We start from the raw sequence: 16,420 nt of genomic DNA on the forward strand, positions 1-16,420 counted from the left end.
GAGCGCGTGTGTCTCACAGTCGCCCATCTCGACAGCCTCGTGCTCGCGCGCTGCGGCTTCAATCACTCCGCCGACTACCGTGCGGTGATGGCGTTCGGCACCGCCTATCTCGTCACCGACCCCGAGGAGAAGGAGCGCGCGGTGATCGCGATGGTCGACCGCTTCTTTCCGGACCGCACGGCGAGCCTGCGGGCCAGCAACACGCAGGAGATCAAGGCGACCTCCTTCATTGCGATGGAGATCGAGGAGGCCTCGGCCAAGGTCCGTGCCAAGGGTGTCGCCGACGACGACGAGGACTATGCGCTGCCGATCTATGCCGAGCGCATCCCGGTGCGCACCGTGCTCGGCGCGCCGGAGCCGTGCCCGCGCCTGCTCGACGGCGTCAGCCGGCCTGCGACGCTGAATGGCTATTCGGAAGGCCGCCTGCTCGAAGATGCATTGCGGGATGCTTATTTTGTGGAGTACCCGAACGGCTGAAATCGGCTAGCTTGCGCGCTCCTTGGGAACCATTGGAATGCCGGGAGTTGCCTGATGAATGCCGAAACGCAGCAGAGGATTCTTGACGCCGTCGATGCCGGCTTCGAGGCCCAGCTCGCCACCACACGCGATTTTGTCGCAATCCCTTCGACCCGCGGGGCGGAGGGGCCGTGCCAGGACATGATCGGCGACCTCCTGCGCGCGCGCGGCTACGAGGTCGACGACTGGCACATCGACGTCGACGATCTCAAGGACCTGCGCGGCTTCGGCCCCATCGAGCATGACTTCTCCAAGGCGCGTTCGGTGGTGGGCACCTACCGTCCGCAAACGAATGGCGGCAAATCGCTGATCCTGCAGGGCCACTGCGACGTCGTGCCCGCAGGCCCCCTGGAACTGTGGGACACGCCGCCGTTCTCGCCCGTCATCAAGGACGGCAAGATGTTCGGCCGCGGTGCCTGCGACATGAAGTCTGGCACCATCGGCGCGCTCTATGCGCTGGATGCGATCAAGGCCGCGGGCTTCAAACCGACGGCACGGATTCACTTTCAATCCGTGATCGAGGAGGAGAGCACCGGCGTCGGCGCGCTGTCGACGCTGCAGCGGGGCTATCGCGCGGACGCCTGCTTCATTCCGGAGCCGACCGGCGGCAAGATGGTGCGTTCGCAGGTCGGCGTGATCTGGTTTCGCCTGCGGGTGAAGGGGCACCCGACCCATGTCGCGTTTGCCGGCTCCGGCGCGAACGCGATCATGGCCGCCTATCATTTGATCCAGGCGCTGCAAAAGCTCGAGATCGAATGGAACGAGCGCGCCAAGGCTGACAGGCACTTCAAGACACTGAACCATCCCATCAACTTCAACCCCGGCATCATCAAGGGCGGTGATTGGGCCTCCAGCGTGCCGGCCTGGTGCGATGTCGATTGCCGGATCGCGGTGTTGCCGGGCTGGTCGATTGCCGATCACCAGAAGGAGATCACGGCCTGCGTCGCCGCTGCCGCGCGCAACCACCGCTTCCTCGCCAACAATCCGCCGGAGATTGAATGGTCCGGCTTCCTGTCGGAGGGCTATGAGCTGACCGACGCGGCGGCACCGGAAGCCGCGTTCGGCAATGCGTTCGACAAGGTCTATGGCGGCGTGCCGGAGGATCTCGTCTTCACCGCGCTCACCGACACCCGCTTCTACGGCCTCAACCACGGCATCCCGAGTCTCTGCTTCGGCGCCAGCGGCGGCGAGATGCACGGCTTCAACGAATATGTCGAGCTGGAGTCGCTGAGGAAGACGACCAAGGCGATGGCGCTGTTCATCGCGGAATGGTGCGGGGTGGAGAAGGCGTAAAGGTCTGGTGTCCCGGACGCGGGGCAGCGCGAAGCGGTGCGCCGCCGAGCCGGGACCCATGTTGCGGCAGAGGCGCTGGACCCCGGTTCAGCAGCGCATCGTTGCACGCTGCGCTGTGCCCGGGGAACGTGCCCAACCAATCGTCGCTCGATCTGCTAGATGCTTTAAGCTTAAAAGAAAGACTAGGATGCTGGGCGTCCCGGTGGCAGACTGGCGTCCGGTTTGCTGGACGAGTCCGTGGGAGTGACAATGCGCGATTGGGATGATGCTTACGCCAACTCGGCCCACATCCCCGGCTCGGACAAGATGCCTGGACAATGGGCCGAGCGGGCGGCCGCCTACCGCGCCGGGCTGAAGGATTTTCGCGCCGACATCGCCTATGGCGCCGGCGAGCGTCAGCGCCTCGACCTGATCCTGCCCGACGGCGACAGCAAGGGCCTCGTCGTCTTCGTCCACGGCGGCTACTGGATGCGCTTCGACAAATCGACCTGGACTGATCTGGCCGAAGGCGCGCGCCAGCATGGCTGGACGGTGGCGTTGCCGAGCTACACGCTGACGCCGGCCGCACGCATCTCCGACATCACCGCCGAGATCGCCGCGGCGATCGCCAAGGCGGCTTCGCTCGTCTCCGGGCCGATCCGGCTCGCCGGCCACTCCGCTGGCGGCCATCTCGTCACCCGCATGCTGTGCGATGACAGCCGGCTGGAGCCCGCCGTCTACAACCGTATCGCCGGCGCGCTTTCGATCAGCGGCCTGCATGATCTGCGTCCGCTGCTCAAGACGAAGATGAACGAGACGCTCGGCATGACCATGGAGGAGGCGACGCTCGAAAGCGCGGCGCTGCATCTGCCGCGCGGGCATTCGCCCGTCACCGCCTGGGTCGGCGGCAGCGAGCGGCCGGAATTCATTCGTCAGTCCGACCTGATGGCCAATCTCTGGACCGGCTTCGACGTGCCGACACGCCTCGTCGTCGATCCCGGGCTGAACCATTTTACCGTGATCGACGGACTGAAGGATCCGTCATCGCCGATCACCGCGCGCCTGATCGGCCTCGACTGAGCCAAGCCGGGGAAGATCGATCGAAAGGGCCTGCCCATGACGTCCAACGATTACGATCCCACGAGAGAAGGCGCCGAGACCGATTTCGCCCGGCGGATGTCCTACGGCGACTACCTCGCGCTGGATGCGATCCTGGGCGCGCAGCATCCGTTGTCGGAAGCGCATGACGAGATGCTGTTCATCATCCAGCATCAGACCACGGAGCTGTGGATGCGCCTCGCCATCCACGAACTCAGTGCCGCACGCCGTGCCATCGCCGGGGACGAGGTGCAGCCCGCCATGAAGATGCTGGCGCGGATGTCGCGGATCTTCGAGCAGCTCAACAACGCCTGGGACGTTCTGCGCACGATGACGCCGAGCGAATACACGCGCTTCCGCTCGCAGCTCGGACAGTCCTCCGGTTTCCAGTCGCGGCAATACCGGCTGATCGAATTCCTGCTCGGCAACCGCAACCACGCCATGCTCAAGCCGCACACGCACGATGTGGAGACGACGAGGCTGCTCGAAGCTGAACTTTCGACGCCCAGCCTCTACGACGAGGTGCTCAGGCTCGCCGACCGCAACGGGCTGAAGATGCCGGCGGCGGTGCTCGCGCGCGACGTCCGCGAGACCCACAGCTTCAACGAAGGCGTGCTGCAGGCCTGGCGCGTCGTCTACGAGGCGCCGGAGACGCATTGGATGCTCTACGAGCTCGCCGAAAAGCTGGTGGATTTCGAGGATTACTTCCGTCGCTGGCGCTTCAACCACGTGACGACGGTCGAGCGCGTCATCGGCTTCAAGCGCGGCACCGGCGGCACTGGTGGCGTCAGCTATCTCAAGCGCATGCTGGAGGTCGAGCTATTCCCCGAACTCTGGCGCGTCCGCACCATTCTGTAGAAATGCCCAAGAAATATCCATGACCAGATATCGCGTCTATGACGACACCAAAGCGCTGTTCCATCTGCCTGAAGGCGTGATCTATCTCGACGGCAACTCGCTCGGCGCGCTGCCGCTGGGGGTGGCCGAGCGCGTCAACCGCGTCATCACGACCGAGTGGGGCAATGAGCTGATCCGCGCCTGGAACAGTGCAGGCTGGTATGCGCAGCCGCGCCATGTCGGCGATCGCATCGCGCGGCTGATCGGCGCGGAAGCCGGCTCGGTGATGGTCGGAGACACGCTGTCGCTCAAGGTCTACCAGGCGCTGGCCGCTGCGCTCGACATGAACGCGTCGCGCAAGATCGTGCTGTCGGACACCGGCAATTTCCCGACCGACCTCTACATGGCCGAAGGCCTGATCGCGACGCTCGGGCGTGGCCATCAATTGCGTCTGGTGGCGCCGGAGGAGATCGAGGCTGCGTTGTCGGAGGAGGTCGCGGTGCTCTACGTCACCGAGATCGACTATCGCACCGGTCGCCGCCACGACATGGCGAAGCTCACGGCAAAGGCGCATGCGCTCGGCATCGTCACGGTCTGGGATCTCGCGCATTCCGCCGGCGCGCTGCCGGTCGATCTCGCCGGGAGCGGCGCCGATTTCGCGGCGGGGTGCACCTACAAATATCTCAACGCCGGCCCCGGCGCGCCGGCCTTCCTCTATGTCGCGCCACGCCACGCCGACAGCGCGCGCGCCGCTCTGTCGGGATGGATGGGGCATGCAAAGCCGTTCGCATTCGAGCTTGGCTATGCGGCCGCAGGTGGCGTCGAACGCATGCGCGTCGGCACACCCCCGGTGCTGGCAATGGCGGCGCTGGAGGCCTCGCTCGACATCTGGGACCGTGTCGATATGGCAGAGGTCCGTGCGCGCTCGCTGGCGCTCGGTGACTTGCTGATCGCCGAAGTCGCGCGCCGCTGCCGGTCTCTGAAGCTGGTGACCCCGCGCGCGCATGAGCACCGCGGCTCCCAAGTCTCCTTCGCCTTCGACGGCGGTTACGCCGCCATGCAGGCGCTGATCGCCCGCGGCGTCATCGGCGATTTCCGCGCGCCTGACATCATGAGGTTCGGGATTACGCCGCTGTATATTGGTGAGACCGAGGTGCTGAAGGCGGCCGAGATCATCGAGGAGGTGATCGCGGGCGAGGTCTGGCGGCGGCCGGAATATCAGTTGGTGAATGCGGTGACGTGAGGGAAGCCGTGCCCCGGACGCGGCGCGCCGCACTTGCGGCGTGATGCGCTGCAGAGCCTGGGCCCACGCCGCACCGTGCTCCGTCGCGAGATGGGTCCCGGCTCTGCGGAGCAACGCTGGGGCGTTGCAGCGCGTCCGGGACACGAGAGCGTCGGCGGCCGCGCTATCGGCGCTTATCCCACAACGCCGTCACGATCGCATCCAGTCCGTCCGTCAGCGCCGCCGGTCCTGGTTGCAGAATGATCGGCGACCTGATCTCGACGATACGATCGTCGCGCACGGCGGGGATATCACTCCAGCCCTCGCGCGCGCGGATGCGGGCAGAGACGACCTTCTTGCCGCACCAGGAGGCGAGGATGATTTCGGGCGCTGCCTCGCGAACCGCCTCCGCCGCAACGATGCGATCCTTCGCGGCCTGCTGATGTCTCAGCTCCGGAAAGATGTCCGTTCCGCCCGCGATCTCGATCAACTCCGACACCCAACCGATGCCCGAGATCAACGGATCGTCCCATTCCTCGAAATAAACTCTCGGTCGCGGCGAGGGGCGGGGTGTCGCGGCGATCGTGGCAAGGCGCCGCTCAAGGCCTTGCGCGAGTTCCTCCGCGCGTTCCGCCGCGCCGACCAGCGCACCGAGCGTGCGGATCATCGCCAAAATCCCGGCGACGTCGCGCTGGTTGAAGACGTGGACGTCGATGCCTGCGCGGACGAGATCGGCGACGATGCCGGCCTGGAGATCGGAGAAGGCCAGCACAAGGTCCGGTTCCAGCGCCAGGATCTTTGGAATGTCCGCGGACACGAACGCCGACACCCGCGGCTTCTCGCGCCGCACCTGCGACGGACGAACCGCGTAGCCGGACACGCCGACGATGCGATCCTGCTCGCCGAGCAGGTACAGCGTTTCGACGGTCTCTTCGGTCAGGCAGACGATGCGGCGGGGCGGGAAGTGGCGCATGGCGTTCCATATGCGCAAATGCCGGGCGATGTCACGGCGGCCCATGACCTCTGACGTCATTGCTTTGCCGCCCGAAGCAATTCACGTTGGGACAACAATCAATTGGGAGGACTTTTGATGACGCCGCTCGAGAAACTTAAAGCGATGAAGATGCCGTTTGCCGAGCTCAAGGGCGTCGAGTTCGTCGAGGCCGGGATGGACCGCGTGGTGGCGCGGATGATGGTCCGGCCCGATCTCTGCACGCTTCATCACACCATCCATGGCGGCGCTGTGATGGCGCTGGCCGATTCCGTCGGTGCGGCCGCGACCGTGATCAACCTGCCTGAGGACGCCAAGGGCACGACCACGCTGGAGAGCAAGACCAATTTCATCGGCGGGGCCAAGGAGGGAACCACGGTCATCGCCACCGCGACCCCGGTCCATCGGGGCCGGCGGACCCAGGTTTGGACCACCCGGCTGGAGACCGAGGACGGCAAGCTAGTCGCCATTGTCACCCAGACCCAGCTGGTCCTGTAAGACTACGGGGCGTTGATTTTATTAACGAATTGGTCGTCTCCCGTGCCTCTAAGTTGGGCAGGTCCTCGTCTTGTAAAAGATGCTGCGATGCACAATATAGGGGACCTAGGGATTCGAACGCCTCCTCGAGGGACACCAAGAGGAGTTTTGACTTGTCACTCGAAGATTTGGCCCTTGAGGCCACCACCCGCACAACCCACGTTCCAGGCTATGTGCGGACCTTGAGCCAGCAGGAAGAATTGCCGCTCCTGCGCGATCATCTGCTGCGGCTCGATGCCGGAAGCCGGCACGACCGCTTTAACGGCTTTCTCGACGACTCATTCATCGAGCGTTACGCCGCCCGCTGCGCCGAGGACGGCACCGTGATCGTCGCCTATATCGTCGACGGCGTGGTCCGTGGTGCTGCCGAGCTGCATCCGCCGGAAGATGGTTCGCTGCCTGAAGTCGCCTTCAGCGTGGAAGCCACCGCGCGCCGCCAGGGCGTCGGCACGGTCTTGTTCAGCCGCCTGATCGCTGAAGCGCGCTGGAAAGGCTACAAGAGCCTGCGCATCACCACGGGCGCCGAGAATCACGCCATGCGGGCGCTCGCCAGGAAGTTCGGCGCGCATCTGGCTTTCCGCCACGGCGAATCGACTGGCACTATCGACCTCGCCAAGACGCCTGAGGCCGAACTCGCCGATCTCGCGGCCTCGCCGTTCAGGGCCGGCCGCGCTTTGCTCAGCTTCAACTCGACCTGCTGGAAGATCATCTCCAGCATGTACGGCCATCGCGCCGCCTGAGTTCAGGAAACTGTCGGGAATCAAAAAGCGGACCGGCAAAACCGGTCCGCTTTCGTATTGGGAGCAGGGGTATGAAGCCCTTTAGGTGCCAGTGCGTGTGGCGGCGCTGAAGCGGCGGACGACGCGGCGTTCGACCACGACCGACCGCTGCGCGCCCTGTTCGCCGGCGATCACGCGCGTGGCGGTGATGCGGCTGTTGGTGCGCGCCTGCTTCTTGACCTCGGCCTGCACGACATCAAGCGGCATCCCCATCAGAGCTGCGGCGATCTCGGCCTGCTGCTCATGGTCGTCGGTGATGCCGACGGCGGCGAAGATCGCCTCATCCAGGGTGGGCGGATCATGGCGGACGCGCCGCGTGCCATATTTGGTATTCCAGTCTGCGCTCATAACGGCCTCGTTTTGATGCCGGGATACCTAGTGCCGCAAATGTTGCATTGCAATATGAAATTAGTGTGGCATCTCAGCTATGCACCGGTCGGGTGTCAGGGCGGTGATGCGACACCGGCATCGACCTCAATCCGTTGTTGCGGCCAGCGCTTCAGGGCGGCATGCCCGGCCTCGGTGAGCCCGTAGATTCCCCGGTCGGCCCGTTCGAACCAGCCATACACATTGTTAAGCAAGATCTTGCCGGCGTCAGGGCAGCGCTCGCGCAATTCGCGCACGGGCCGCGGCCCGTCGGCGAGCGCCGAGGCGCAGGCCAGAGCCTGCTGCCGATAGGCCGTCATGATCGGTGCGCGGGTGCTGCCGCCGAGCACGGGATCGCCCTGGCGGCGCTGGTGCTCCGCGACGAGACGCGACCGTACCTTCGGCTCGCGGCGGGGCGCCGCGGTCGGCGGCTTCACCAGCACCTCGACCTGGCCGCGATCGGTCACGCCGAGCATGCCGAAGCCGAGGCGGCGGCAGAGATTGCGATAGCGCGCATCGCTTTCACGCCCCTTGCCCCGGATCGACATCTTTGCCGCAATCCAGACCTCGTCGCCGGCCGGCGCGCGGTCGACCGCCTGGAGGATCAGCTCGAGATTGAAGGCGAGCTTGAGCTCGCCGATCACCACCACGGGCGGATCGCCGGCGCTGAGGCCCACGAGATCGCAGCCGCCGATCTCGCCCTTTACGGTGAAGCCGAGCTCTTCGAGGAAGCGTTTGACGGGCAGGTAAAGCGCGGTTTCCAAAGAACGTGTCCGAAGCTTGCGTTTCGATCGGAGAATCAGTTGCGGGCAGTCTAGCCCGGATCGGACACGGCCAGAGGGCCACGTTTCAGCCTACGAGCCGATCATAGTCGGCATGGGAGCCGATCCAGAACCAGACGTAGGCGTCGTTCGTCTCGACCGCCAACGCTCTATAGCGAAGGCTGACTCTAGCCGACCAAAATCGTCCGACTTTCTTGAATTGCAGCGATGGGTGGGTGGGATCGCTTTTCAAGAGCGCGAAATTCGCGTCTGCCAATTTCCTAACATTAGCAGGCAAGGCCGCGTAAGCTTTCCAAAATCTTGGCGAAGCCGCGTGTTTCACAAGTCGCGCGTCTGCCCTGTGCGGTAGGCGTTCAGCGCTTCCTCGGCGAACGCATCGAGCCTTCCTGCTTGAGCGTCGCGCTCCAGGGCTTGATCAAAGCGCTGTGCATCAAACTGCTCGAACCACGCGCGAAAGCGTGCCAGTTCGCTTGGCGTCAGCAGCTCTACCGCTTTCTCAATATCTTCGGTCGTCATGACTTAAATATAGCAATTTCTGCTTGCTACGAAAAGACGGGCCGAACCTCTTCGATTAAACCCGCCCGCCGACCGGGATCAGCGCGCCGGTGACGCCGCTGGCCGCGTCGCCGGTGAGGAACAGGATGACTTCAGCAAGTTCCCGCGGCGTTACCCATTTGGAGAAGTCCGCCTTCGGCATGTCGGCGCGGTTGGCGGCGGTGTCGATGATCGACGGCAGCACCGCGTTCACGGTGACCTTGCCTTTCCACTCGTTGGCCAGCGACTCGGTGAGGCGATGCACGCCCGCCTTGGACGCCGCATAGGGCCCCATGCCGGAGCCTGCCTGGATCGCGCCCATGGCGCCGATATTGACGATGCGGCCGGCCCTGGACGTTGCGAGATGCGGCAGCGCCGCGCGCGAGGCGTTGAGCGCGGTCAGGACGTTCAGTGCGTACATGCGCTGCCAGGTCTTGACGTCGCCATCGCCCACGGTCTCGAAGGCGAAGCCGCCGGCGATGTTGATCAGCGCATCGAGCCTGCCGAAATGCTTGGCCGCCGCATCAATTGCCGTCTTCGCCTGGGGCGCCTCGGACAGGTCGACGCCGCCGATCTCGATGCTCTCGGGCGTTGCGGGAATCTGCGATGGCGCGTGATCGATGCCGGCCACGCGCGCGCCGCGCGATCGTGCGATCTCCGCAACCACCTTGCCGAGCGCGCCGTGTGCGCCTGTCACGATCAGGACCTTGTCTTGCATCATCGTTCTCCGGGCACGGCTGTCTATGATTGCAGGTAGCGCGCCTGCAGCGCGGTCCGCTCCGCCGTGCCGAGCTTGAGGGCGTCGCGCAAATAGGTTTCGAGATCGCCATATTCACTGCCGATGGCTTCGAATGCAGCGGCAAGGTACGAGGCTTCGACGCTGCCGATGGCATTGCGTACGTCCTCCGGCAGGTCGAAGGCGGCCGTCGCATCGCGTTTGTAATGCCGGTTGGTGAGCAGGTAGTCCTCGGCAATGATTTCATCGGGTACGCCGAGCGCATGCAGGATCAGCGCGCTGGCGAAGCCGGTGCGGTCCTTGCCCGCAGTGCAATGGATCACCAGCGGCGCGCGATCTTCGAGGAGATGGCCGAACAGGTTGCGAAAGCTGTTCGTGTGGTGGCGAACGTAGTTGCGATAGGATTCGCGCATGAGCTCCAGCGCGACCGGTGCAGTCAGCGTGCCGCTTGCGAGTTCGGTACGCAGCGCAGCCACGACGCTCGGTTCGATCGGCAGCGAATGCACCGTGATCTCGCTGACGACGCAGACGCCGGCCGCGCGCTCCTCAACCCCACGGAAATCGAAAGCGCTCCGCACCCCGAGCGCCCTGACGATCTCGATATCGGCGGCGGTGAGCTGGCCGAGATGGTTGGAGCGGAAGATGTGCCGCCAGCGCGTGGTGCGGCCGTCGTTGGTCGGGTAGCCGCCGAGATCGCGAAAATTGCTGGCGCCTTGCAGGGCGAGGTGACGGGCAGGGGAATCTGACATGGGATCGGCTTCGGTTATGGTTCCATTGGGCGCACGAGAGGGCGTCCTTGAAAGCTATTACAGGGGGCGATCATGGGCCGGCACAAGGCCATTCTTTTGACGACCGCCATGCTGGCAGCTGGAATGACCAGTGCGCGACAGACTGAAGCGCAGATGTTCCAGACCTATCGCTGTGCCGATGGTACGCAGTTCGTCGTCGGGTTTTATGACGACGACAAGCGCGCCTTTCTCCAGATCGACGGCGAGCCGGTCACGCTCGCCAAGCGGCTGTCGGTCGCCGGAAAACGCTATTCGGGGGCGGGTATCACGCTGACCATCGGAAGGACCGCGGGCACCACGGTCAAGCATCTGAAGCGGCCGGTGACGGCCTGCGCGGTGATCTGAACGGCGTGGTTCACGCGAGCATCAAAAAGGGCCGAAACATCGCTGTTTCGACCCTTTTCGAGCTGCCGCCGGGCGCCTGCCAGACGCGGCGGTTTCAAACCGACCATAGGCATTAGCGATCCCATTTCGGCTTGGCGTCGTCGACCGCGTCCTGGTGGTACCAGCTGTCGCTGCAGATCGAGACATTCGCCGGAAGCGAAGCGTGATCGGCAGGAAGGCGGGTCTCGCCATAGCGGCGTCCCGCGAGAGCCGCGCGGCCCCCGACCGGGAATTGGTAGATCGTTGCCGATCCGTGACTCAGACCATTGTTCATCATTGCGATTTCTCCTTGGTCGAAGCGCCTTGGCCTCCATGGTGCGCCCGACTCGTTCGATTGTGGTTACTGGAATCCCCATATCGGCCGCGCATCCCGAAATGCAAAGTGCTGAAAACGAAATCAGTTTCCGCCTAATTTGTAGGCATGTGGCCTGCTGCATCCCCTAAGGCACCGTTTCGGTGGCCAACGACTGGGCCATTCCAAAGGTTGCTAGGCGGGGGTGTGGAGCTTTGCGAAAATTGCTGGACGTTGATGCGCGTTTCATCGGCAACCTCCGGCGCGGGCCGTCCTGCTTCAGAATCGGGCGCTTTTCACGGGATTTTTGCGGTGCAGCTACACGCAAAGGTGCGCGGCTATGACGCACGACGAGGTCGACATCGCCTCGACGCCGGGCCGGGGACAGTCCCGGTGGAGAACCTCCCGCGCTGCGGCCTTTTGGCACGTTAAATGCTTGTAAAGGGCCGGCCGATGATGGCCGGGTACAAAACGTTCGGGGGCCGCCAGGCCCCCAACCTTTCGCATCATCTACAGAGAGGCTCAATGACCAAGTATAAGCTCGAGTACATCTGGCTCGACGGATATACGCCGACTCCGAACCTGCGCGGCAAAACTCAGATCAAGGAATTCGCGTCGTTCCCGACGCTTGAGCAGCTTCCGCTCTGGGGCTTCGATGGCTCCTCCACCCAGCAGGCCGAAGGCCACAGCTCCGATTGCGTGCTGAAGCCGGTCGCCGTCTTCCCGGACGCCGCGCGCACCAACGGCGTGCTCGTGATGTGCGAAGTCATGATGCCCGATGGCAAGACCCCGCACGCCTCCAACAAGCGCGCCACCATTCTCGACGACGCCGGCGCCTGGTTCGGCTTCGAGCAGGAATACTTCTTCTACAAGGACGGCCGTCCGCTCGGCTTCCCGACCTCGGGTTATCCGGCGCCGCAGGGCCCGTACTACACCGGCGTCGGCTTCTCGAACGTCGGCGACGTCGCCCGCAAGATCGTCGAAGAGCACCTCGACCTTTGCCTCGCTGCCGGCATCAACCATGAAGGCATCAACGCGGAAGTCGCCAAGGGCCAGTGGGAATTCCAGATCTTCGGCAAGGGCTCCAAGAAGGCCGCTGACGAAATGTGGATGGCCCGCTATCTGATGCTGCGCCTCACCGAGAAGTACGGCATCGACATCGAATTCCACTGCAAGCCGCTCGGCGACACCGACTGGAACGGCTCCGGCATGCACGCCAACTTCTCGACCGAGTATATGCGCAACGTCGGCGGCAAGGAGTATTTCGAGGCCCTGATGGCCGCCTTCGACAAGAACCTGATGGACCACATCGCCGTCTACGGCCCGGACAATGACAAGCGTCTGACCGGCAAGCACGAGACCGCGCCGTGGAACAAGTTCAGCTACGGCGTTGCCGACCGCGGCGCTTCGATCCGCGTGCCGCACTCCTTCGTCAACAATGGCTACAAAGGCTATCTGGAAGACCGTCGTCCGAACTCGCAAGGCGACCCATACCAGATCGCTTCGCAGATCCTGAAGACGATCGCCTCCGTGCCGGCCGACAAGAAGGCTGCGGCCTAAGATCCTCCCGGCCCGGGCTGGGGGCTGGCCCGGGTTGGCTCTCAATCCGCCGGAGCTGAAAGGCTCCGGCGGATTTTTAGCATCTTGATGACAGCCATTCCCGTGACGCAGCAGGGCTGCGTCGCGTGAAGCCTGTCCATATCGGCCCAAAGCGGGATAGAGTGCCCGCAGGATGCGCGCAGGGCCGGGGACGGCTGGTGTTTGAAGGCTTCTACAAGGTGAAATTTCAGCTCGGCGACGCCGTCGGCCGGAGCGTGATGCATGCCGGCAACGGCAAGATGCTGGGCGGCAACTCGGCCTTCGCCCATATCGGCACCTACGAGAAGACCGACAGCGGCGTCGACGTCGTGATCAGCACCGTCCGCCATAACCCCGATCCGAACTACCGCGCCATGGCAGGCACCGACGATGCGACCTTGCTCGCCAAGGGCTGGGCGGATGGCGACCTCTATCGCTTCAAGGGTGAGCTGAAGGAGCTGCCCGGCATTCCCTTCCAGTCGGTGATGACGCCGATCACGGAAGACGAGGTGCCGATCGCCGGTGGCGTCGGCGAAGCCGGCATCGCGGACGGCCTCTACTCAATCCATCTGCGCATGCTCGACGGTCTGGACGGCGGCCTCACCGGCGTGATGCTGCTCAACCGGGGCCGCATCCTCGGCGGCGATGCGGCATTCTACTATCTCGGCAGCTACACCGCCGCGAACGGGCGCTGGAAGGGCCAGATACTCAACCAGGAGCACACGCCGGCCAAGGACGACCCGATCTTCGGCGGCCACGAGGTCGGTATCGGCTTCTCCGGCAGCTACGATGCGGAGCAGGCGGTGCTGGAGGCGACTGCGCTTGCCGGCAAGCGCAGCCTGCGCCTGACCGCCGCGCTCAAGCTGATGCATCGCGCCTGATCGCGACGGAAATCGCTCATGGAAATCCTTCGCATGCTTTCGACGCTCGGCCTGATGGGTGCGATGCGCAGCCTGTCGTCCGCGTACGAAGCCGCAACCGGCGTCCGCATCGACGCCGACTTCGCGCCGACCCTCGCTCTGCTGAAGCGCCTGCGCGACGGCGAGGCCGCCGATCTCGTGATCCTCACGCGCGAGGGGCTGGACGAGATGATCGCGGAGGGCCGCGTGCTCTCAGAGAGCGCCGCCGATCTGGCGCGCTCCTATGTCGGCATTGCCGTGCGGGCAGGGCAGGCGCATCCCGATATCGGAAGCGAAGCGGCGCTGCGCAGGACGCTGCTCGCAGCGCGGTCCATCGCCTATTCGCGGCTGGGCGCGAGCGGCGTCTACTTCGCCCAGCTGATCGTGCGGATGGGGATCGCAGCCGAGATCAACGCAAAGGCGACCATCGTCGAGCAGGGCTTTACAGCCGAGCGTCTCGTCAGCGGCGAGGCCGACCTCGCCGTGCAGCAGATCAGCGAGCTGAAGCAGGTCGGCGGCATCGAGGTGGTGGGACCGATCCCGCACGAGCTGCAGACACCGGCGGTGTTCTCCGCCGGCCGCATGGCAGGGGCGAAGCACGCCGACGCCGCGGACCGTCTGCTGCGCTATCTGGCATCGCCCGAGGTCGTACCCGTCCTGCGCCAATCGGGACTCGAGCCTTGAATTTGCCGGGGCGGGGACGCAACGTGACGACCATGCGGACTTGTCTCCTTGCCATCGTCCTCGTGCTTGCCGCGCCGTTGGCGGCGCGCGCGCAATCGGCCGATCTGGTGTTGTGCGACCGGGTCGCGGCCGATCCCAGCGATCCCGACAAGCCGGCTGACGTGAAGGGCGTCGCGGAGATCGCGTCTTCCGACGTCGCGACGGCGATCAGGTTCTGCAAGCAGGCCGCGCCGTCCTCGCGCCGCGCGATGTTCGCACTCGGCCGCGCTTACGCGGCCAACCGGCAGACGGCGGAGGCGATCGCTGCCTGGCGCAAGGCCGCCGACAAGGGATCGAGCGCGGCGATGGTCGAGCTCGGTGTTGCCTATGGCACCGGCTCCGGCATCGCCAAGGACGAGGCGCAGGCGCGAAAACTGTTCGAGAAGGCGGCGCAATCAGGCAACCCCCGCGGCGTCAGCAACCTCGCTGCGCTCGGCGGCGCAGGGGGCGCCGCGCCGGCCGATCCCGCGCAGGCGCGCGCGCTGCTCGGCAAGGCTGCCGAGACCAATGCGGAGGCGCAGTACCAGCTCGGCCTGATGCTTTCCGAAGGCACGGGCGGTGCGAAGGACGACGTCGCGGCGCGAGCGCTGTTCGAGAAAGCGGCGGCGCAAAATCATCCCGGCGCGCTGGAGCGGATGGGGGCCTTCGCACAGGAAGGCCGCGGCGGCGCAAAGGACAAGGACGCCGCGAAGACCTATTACGAGCGCGCCGCCGCGCTCGGCGACGAGGACGCCAAGAAGGCGCTGGAGCGGCTGCGCTGCCCCTATGCGATCAAGGACAAGCAGGGCAAGCTCGTCACCACGCTGTGTTTCTGAGCAGAGCCGCACGCGACGGAACCTCAATCGCGTGGACGCCGTTGATCTCAAGACACAACGGAGCGCGATCATGATCCGTAAACTGGCGTCGGGCGAATACCGCCTCTATTCACGCAAGGTGAATCCGAAGACCGGCAAGCGTCGTAACCTCGGGACCTTCCGGAGTCGCGCGGCCGCCGAGAAGCACGAGCGCGAGGTGCAGTATTTCAAGCGTCACTGAAGCGGGACGCCGTCCGCCGGAACAAAAATGTCGAAAACAACCCCATGCACAGTAGGCGGGGCCTTGAAATCGCAGCGGAATTACGCGCGACGGATTTTGCGAAATCCGCTTTGACCCGTCGGGCAAAACAGGAGCATGATGGCATCGTGGCGGGGAGGCGCCCCGCAAGGGCCCTGCGCGAAAAAGCCGGATGGCCTGACTGGGGCAGCAGTGCTAGGTAGCCCACGATTCTTTTCCGATTTTGCGGGTTCATTGCGTTGCTGGACGGGCTCTACAAGGTTGAATACGGCGTCAACGATGCGTTCGGGCGCAGCATCATGTGCCTGCACGACGGCAAGATGCTGGGCGGTAATTCGGCCTTCGCGCATCTCGGCACCTATGTCGAGCGTGATGGCGAGATCATCGCCGAGGTGATCACCGAGCGACATAACGAGGATCCCCATTACAAGCCGCTGATGGGCGCCGACGTCGCCAGGATCGGCGCACGCGGCCGGCTGCACGGCAACCAGATTCGTCTTGCCGGCGGCGCGGATACCATGCCGGGCGCCGGTTTCTGGGCCAACCTGACGCGGCTCGACGACGGGGCGCTGCCGCCACGCGGCACGATCGGGCAGGGCGGCATCGCCAACGGGCTCTACGGGATGGGTCTGCGCGCGCTCGACGGTGTCGAAGCGGGTCTCTCCGGCGTCATGCTGCTGATCGACGGCCGCATCCTCGGCGGCGATGCGTTCTTCTACTATCTCGGCTCCTATTCCTCGGCGGACGGCCGCTGGAAGGGCGAGATGCTCAACCAGGAGCACACGCCGGCCAAAGGCGAGAACCCCGTGTTCGGCGGCTATGAGGTCGGGATCGGCTTCTCTGGGACCTGCAACGAGGACAGCGGCGAGCTCGAAGGCATCGCGCTTGCCGGCAAGCGCAGCTTGCGGCTGGCGGCTTCGCTGAGGTTGATGAGAAGGGCTTAGGACGTTTGCCGGGCGGATGTCCGGTTGCTGAGGTGAAGCGGCCCTCGACGCGTCGGCGCGGCGATGTCAGCTAGTGACCCGAAGCGGGC

At 64.8% G+C, this 16,420-nt stretch carries 22 protein-coding genes; 14 read left to right on the forward strand and 8 right to left on the reverse strand.

Annotation, left to right across the window (positions count from 1 at the left end; genetic code table 11):
- The 5 genes from IC66_RS0102560 to kynU all read left to right on the forward strand — a co-directional run.
- On the forward strand, nt 1-477 hold a 477-nt coding region (locus tag IC66_RS0102560; protein ID WP_038946563.1), incomplete at its 5' end, for a pyridoxamine 5'-phosphate oxidase family protein.
- 54 nt (nt 478-531) lie between these two features.
- Nucleotides 532-1,809, forward strand: coding sequence for an ArgE/DapE family deacylase (locus IC66_RS0102565; RefSeq protein ID WP_038946564.1), 1,278 nt, complete (start codon nt 532-534; stop codon nt 1,807-1,809).
- Between the two features lie 249 nt (nt 1,810-2,058).
- Entirely contained in the window at nt 2,059-2,868 is an 810-nt protein-coding gene (locus IC66_RS0102570) for an alpha/beta hydrolase (protein WP_028144957.1), read from the forward strand.
- Between the two features lie 36 nt (nt 2,869-2,904).
- Entirely contained in the window at nt 2,905-3,744 is an 840-nt protein-coding gene (gene kynA / locus IC66_RS0102575; protein ID WP_028144956.1) for a tryptophan 2,3-dioxygenase, read from the forward strand.
- A 19-nt stretch (nt 3,745-3,763) separates the two neighbouring features.
- Entirely contained in the window at nt 3,764-4,966 is a 1,203-nt protein-coding gene (gene kynU, locus IC66_RS0102580; RefSeq protein ID WP_038946565.1) for a kynureninase, read from the forward strand.
- A 163-nt stretch (nt 4,967-5,129) separates the two neighbouring features.
- On the opposite strand, the gene IC66_RS0102585 is transcribed toward kynU, so the two are convergent.
- Nucleotides 5,130-5,918 carry a cobalamin-binding protein gene (locus IC66_RS0102585; protein WP_038946566.1) on the reverse strand — a complete coding sequence of 263 codons (789 nt, stop codon included), beginning with the start codon at nt 5,916-5,918 and terminating at the stop codon, nt 5,130-5,132.
- Between the two features lie 117 nt (nt 5,919-6,035).
- Here IC66_RS0102585 and IC66_RS0102590 point away from each other — a divergent pair, with 117 nt between their 5' ends.
- Nucleotides 6,036-6,434 (forward strand): PaaI family thioesterase, encoded by a 399-nt coding sequence (locus tag IC66_RS0102590; RefSeq protein ID WP_038946567.1) that lies wholly within the window; start codon nt 6,036-6,038, stop codon nt 6,432-6,434.
- A gap of 167 nt (nt 6,435-6,601) precedes the next feature.
- On the forward strand, nt 6,602-7,213 hold the full coding sequence (locus tag IC66_RS0102595) for a GNAT family N-acetyltransferase (protein ID WP_038946568.1): 612 nt from the start codon (nt 6,602-6,604) through the stop codon (nt 7,211-7,213).
- A gap of 81 nt (nt 7,214-7,294) precedes the next feature.
- Here the strand turns inward: IC66_RS0102595 and IC66_RS0102600 are convergent, their stop codons facing one another.
- From IC66_RS0102600 to IC66_RS0102620, 6 genes are all read right to left on the reverse strand, one after another.
- Nucleotides 7,295-7,600: a hypothetical protein gene (locus tag IC66_RS0102600; RefSeq protein WP_028144951.1), complete on the reverse strand. Its 306-nt coding sequence runs from the start codon at nt 7,598-7,600 to the stop codon at nt 7,295-7,297.
- Between the two features lie 95 nt (nt 7,601-7,695).
- A complete protein-coding gene (locus tag IC66_RS0102605; protein WP_028144950.1) occupies nt 7,696-8,382 on the reverse strand; it encodes a DUF2161 domain-containing phosphodiesterase in 687 nt (228 codons plus the stop codon).
- A gap of 85 nt (nt 8,383-8,467) precedes the next feature.
- Entirely contained in the window at nt 8,468-8,722 is a 255-nt protein-coding gene (locus IC66_RS48125) for a ParE family toxin-like protein (RefSeq protein WP_080670307.1), read from the reverse strand.
- Nucleotides 8,719-8,916, reverse strand: a complete 198-nt coding sequence (locus tag IC66_RS0102610) for a hypothetical protein (RefSeq protein ID WP_028144949.1) — start codon at nt 8,914-8,916, stop codon at nt 8,719-8,721. Before IC66_RS0102610 ends, IC66_RS48125 begins: the two co-directional genes overlap by 4 nt.
- 55 nt (nt 8,917-8,971) lie before the next feature.
- A complete protein-coding gene (locus IC66_RS0102615; protein WP_038946569.1) occupies nt 8,972-9,652 on the reverse strand; it encodes an SDR family oxidoreductase in 681 nt (226 codons plus the stop codon).
- A 23-nt stretch (nt 9,653-9,675) separates the two neighbouring features.
- Nucleotides 9,676-10,419, reverse strand: coding sequence for a tyrosine-protein phosphatase (locus IC66_RS0102620; RefSeq protein ID WP_038946570.1), 744 nt, complete (start codon nt 10,417-10,419; stop codon nt 9,676-9,678).
- A 72-nt stretch (nt 10,420-10,491) separates the two neighbouring features.
- Here IC66_RS0102620 and IC66_RS0102625 point away from each other — a divergent pair, with 72 nt between their 5' ends.
- Nucleotides 10,492-10,803: an MliC family protein gene (locus IC66_RS0102625; protein ID WP_038946571.1), complete on the forward strand. Its 312-nt coding sequence runs from the start codon at nt 10,492-10,494 to the stop codon at nt 10,801-10,803.
- Nucleotides 10,804-10,915: 112 nt separating this feature from the next.
- Here IC66_RS0102625 and IC66_RS0102630 read toward each other — a convergent pair whose 3' ends face one another.
- Complete coding sequence (locus IC66_RS0102630) at nt 10,916-11,119, reverse strand: DUF2735 domain-containing protein (RefSeq protein ID WP_028144945.1); 204 nt, start codon at nt 11,117-11,119, stop codon at nt 10,916-10,918.
- A 540-nt stretch (nt 11,120-11,659) separates the two neighbouring features.
- Here IC66_RS0102630 and IC66_RS0102635 point away from each other — a divergent pair.
- The 6 genes from IC66_RS0102635 (at nt 11,660) to IC66_RS0102660 (ending at nt 16,331) form a co-directional block, all read left to right on the forward strand.
- The gene (locus IC66_RS0102635) at nt 11,660-12,694 is read left to right on the forward strand and encodes a glutamine synthetase beta-grasp domain-containing protein (RefSeq protein ID WP_038946572.1); all 1,035 of its coding nucleotides are present in this window, start codon (nt 11,660-11,662) and stop codon (nt 12,692-12,694) included.
- Nucleotides 12,695-12,891: 197 nt separating this feature from the next.
- Nucleotides 12,892-13,593: a GrlR family regulatory protein gene (locus IC66_RS0102640; protein ID WP_038946573.1), complete on the forward strand. Its 702-nt coding sequence runs from the start codon at nt 12,892-12,894 to the stop codon at nt 13,591-13,593.
- An 18-nt stretch (nt 13,594-13,611) separates the two neighbouring features.
- Nucleotides 13,612-14,295 carry a substrate-binding domain-containing protein gene (locus IC66_RS0102645; protein ID WP_028144942.1) on the forward strand — a complete coding sequence of 228 codons (684 nt, stop codon included), beginning with the start codon at nt 13,612-13,614 and terminating at the stop codon, nt 14,293-14,295.
- 32 nt (nt 14,296-14,327) lie between these two features.
- Nucleotides 14,328-15,149, forward strand: coding sequence for a tetratricopeptide repeat protein (locus IC66_RS0102650; RefSeq protein WP_038946574.1), 822 nt, complete (start codon nt 14,328-14,330; stop codon nt 15,147-15,149).
- A gap of 70 nt (nt 15,150-15,219) precedes the next feature.
- Nucleotides 15,220-15,369, forward strand: coding sequence for a hypothetical protein (locus tag IC66_RS47520; RefSeq protein WP_007591825.1), 150 nt, complete (start codon nt 15,220-15,222; stop codon nt 15,367-15,369).
- A 257-nt stretch (nt 15,370-15,626) separates the two neighbouring features.
- Nucleotides 15,627-16,331: a hypothetical protein gene (locus IC66_RS0102660; RefSeq protein WP_038946575.1), complete on the forward strand. Its 705-nt coding sequence runs from the start codon at nt 15,627-15,629 to the stop codon at nt 16,329-16,331.
- Nucleotides 16,332-16,420 lie beyond the last annotated feature (89 nt).

This window comes from Bradyrhizobium genomosp. III, assembly GCF_000261705.1.
GTDB lineage: Bacteria > Pseudomonadota > Alphaproteobacteria > Rhizobiales > Xanthobacteraceae > Bradyrhizobium > Bradyrhizobium ottawaense.

What these genes read in the sequence shown, in the direction of transcription:
- IC66_RS0102600 (WP_028144951.1), bottom strand. Translation starts at nt 7,600, where the DNA reads ATGAGCGCAGACTGGAATACCAAATATGGCACGCGGCGCGTCCGCCAT.
- IC66_RS0102565 (WP_038946564.1), top strand. Translation starts at nt 532, where the DNA reads ATGAATGCCGAAACGCAGCAGAGGATTCTTGACGCCGTCGATGCCGGC.
- IC66_RS0102630 (WP_028144945.1), bottom strand. Translation starts at nt 11,119, where the DNA reads ATGATGAACAATGGTCTGAGTCACGGATCGGCAACGATCTACCAATTC.
- kynA (WP_028144956.1), top strand. Translation starts at nt 2,905, where the DNA reads ATGACGTCCAACGATTACGATCCCACGAGAGAAGGCGCCGAGACCGAT.
- IC66_RS0102610 (WP_028144949.1), bottom strand. Translation starts at nt 8,916, where the DNA reads ATGACGACCGAAGATATTGAGAAAGCGGTAGAGCTGCTGACGCCAAGC.
- IC66_RS0102585 (WP_038946566.1), bottom strand. Translation starts at nt 5,918, where the DNA reads ATGCGCCACTTCCCGCCCCGCCGCATCGTCTGCCTGACCGAAGAGACC.
- IC66_RS0102590 (WP_038946567.1), top strand. Translation starts at nt 6,036, where the DNA reads ATGACGCCGCTCGAGAAACTTAAAGCGATGAAGATGCCGTTTGCCGAG.
- kynU (WP_038946565.1), top strand. Translation starts at nt 3,764, where the DNA reads ATGACCAGATATCGCGTCTATGACGACACCAAAGCGCTGTTCCATCTG.
- IC66_RS0102645 (WP_028144942.1), top strand. Translation starts at nt 13,612, where the DNA reads ATGGAAATCCTTCGCATGCTTTCGACGCTCGGCCTGATGGGTGCGATG.
- IC66_RS0102615 (WP_038946569.1), bottom strand. Translation starts at nt 9,652, where the DNA reads ATGCAAGACAAGGTCCTGATCGTGACAGGCGCACACGGCGCGCTCGGC.
- IC66_RS0102620 (WP_038946570.1), bottom strand. Translation starts at nt 10,419, where the DNA reads ATGTCAGATTCCCCTGCCCGTCACCTCGCCCTGCAAGGCGCCAGCAAT.
- IC66_RS0102625 (WP_038946571.1), top strand. Translation starts at nt 10,492, where the DNA reads ATGGGCCGGCACAAGGCCATTCTTTTGACGACCGCCATGCTGGCAGCT.
- IC66_RS0102635 (WP_038946572.1), top strand. Translation starts at nt 11,660, where the DNA reads ATGACCAAGTATAAGCTCGAGTACATCTGGCTCGACGGATATACGCCG.
- IC66_RS47520 (WP_007591825.1), top strand. Translation starts at nt 15,220, where the DNA reads ATGATCCGTAAACTGGCGTCGGGCGAATACCGCCTCTATTCACGCAAG.
- IC66_RS0102570 (WP_028144957.1), top strand. Translation starts at nt 2,059, where the DNA reads ATGCGCGATTGGGATGATGCTTACGCCAACTCGGCCCACATCCCCGGC.
- IC66_RS0102650 (WP_038946574.1), top strand. Translation starts at nt 14,328, where the DNA reads ATGCGGACTTGTCTCCTTGCCATCGTCCTCGTGCTTGCCGCGCCGTTG.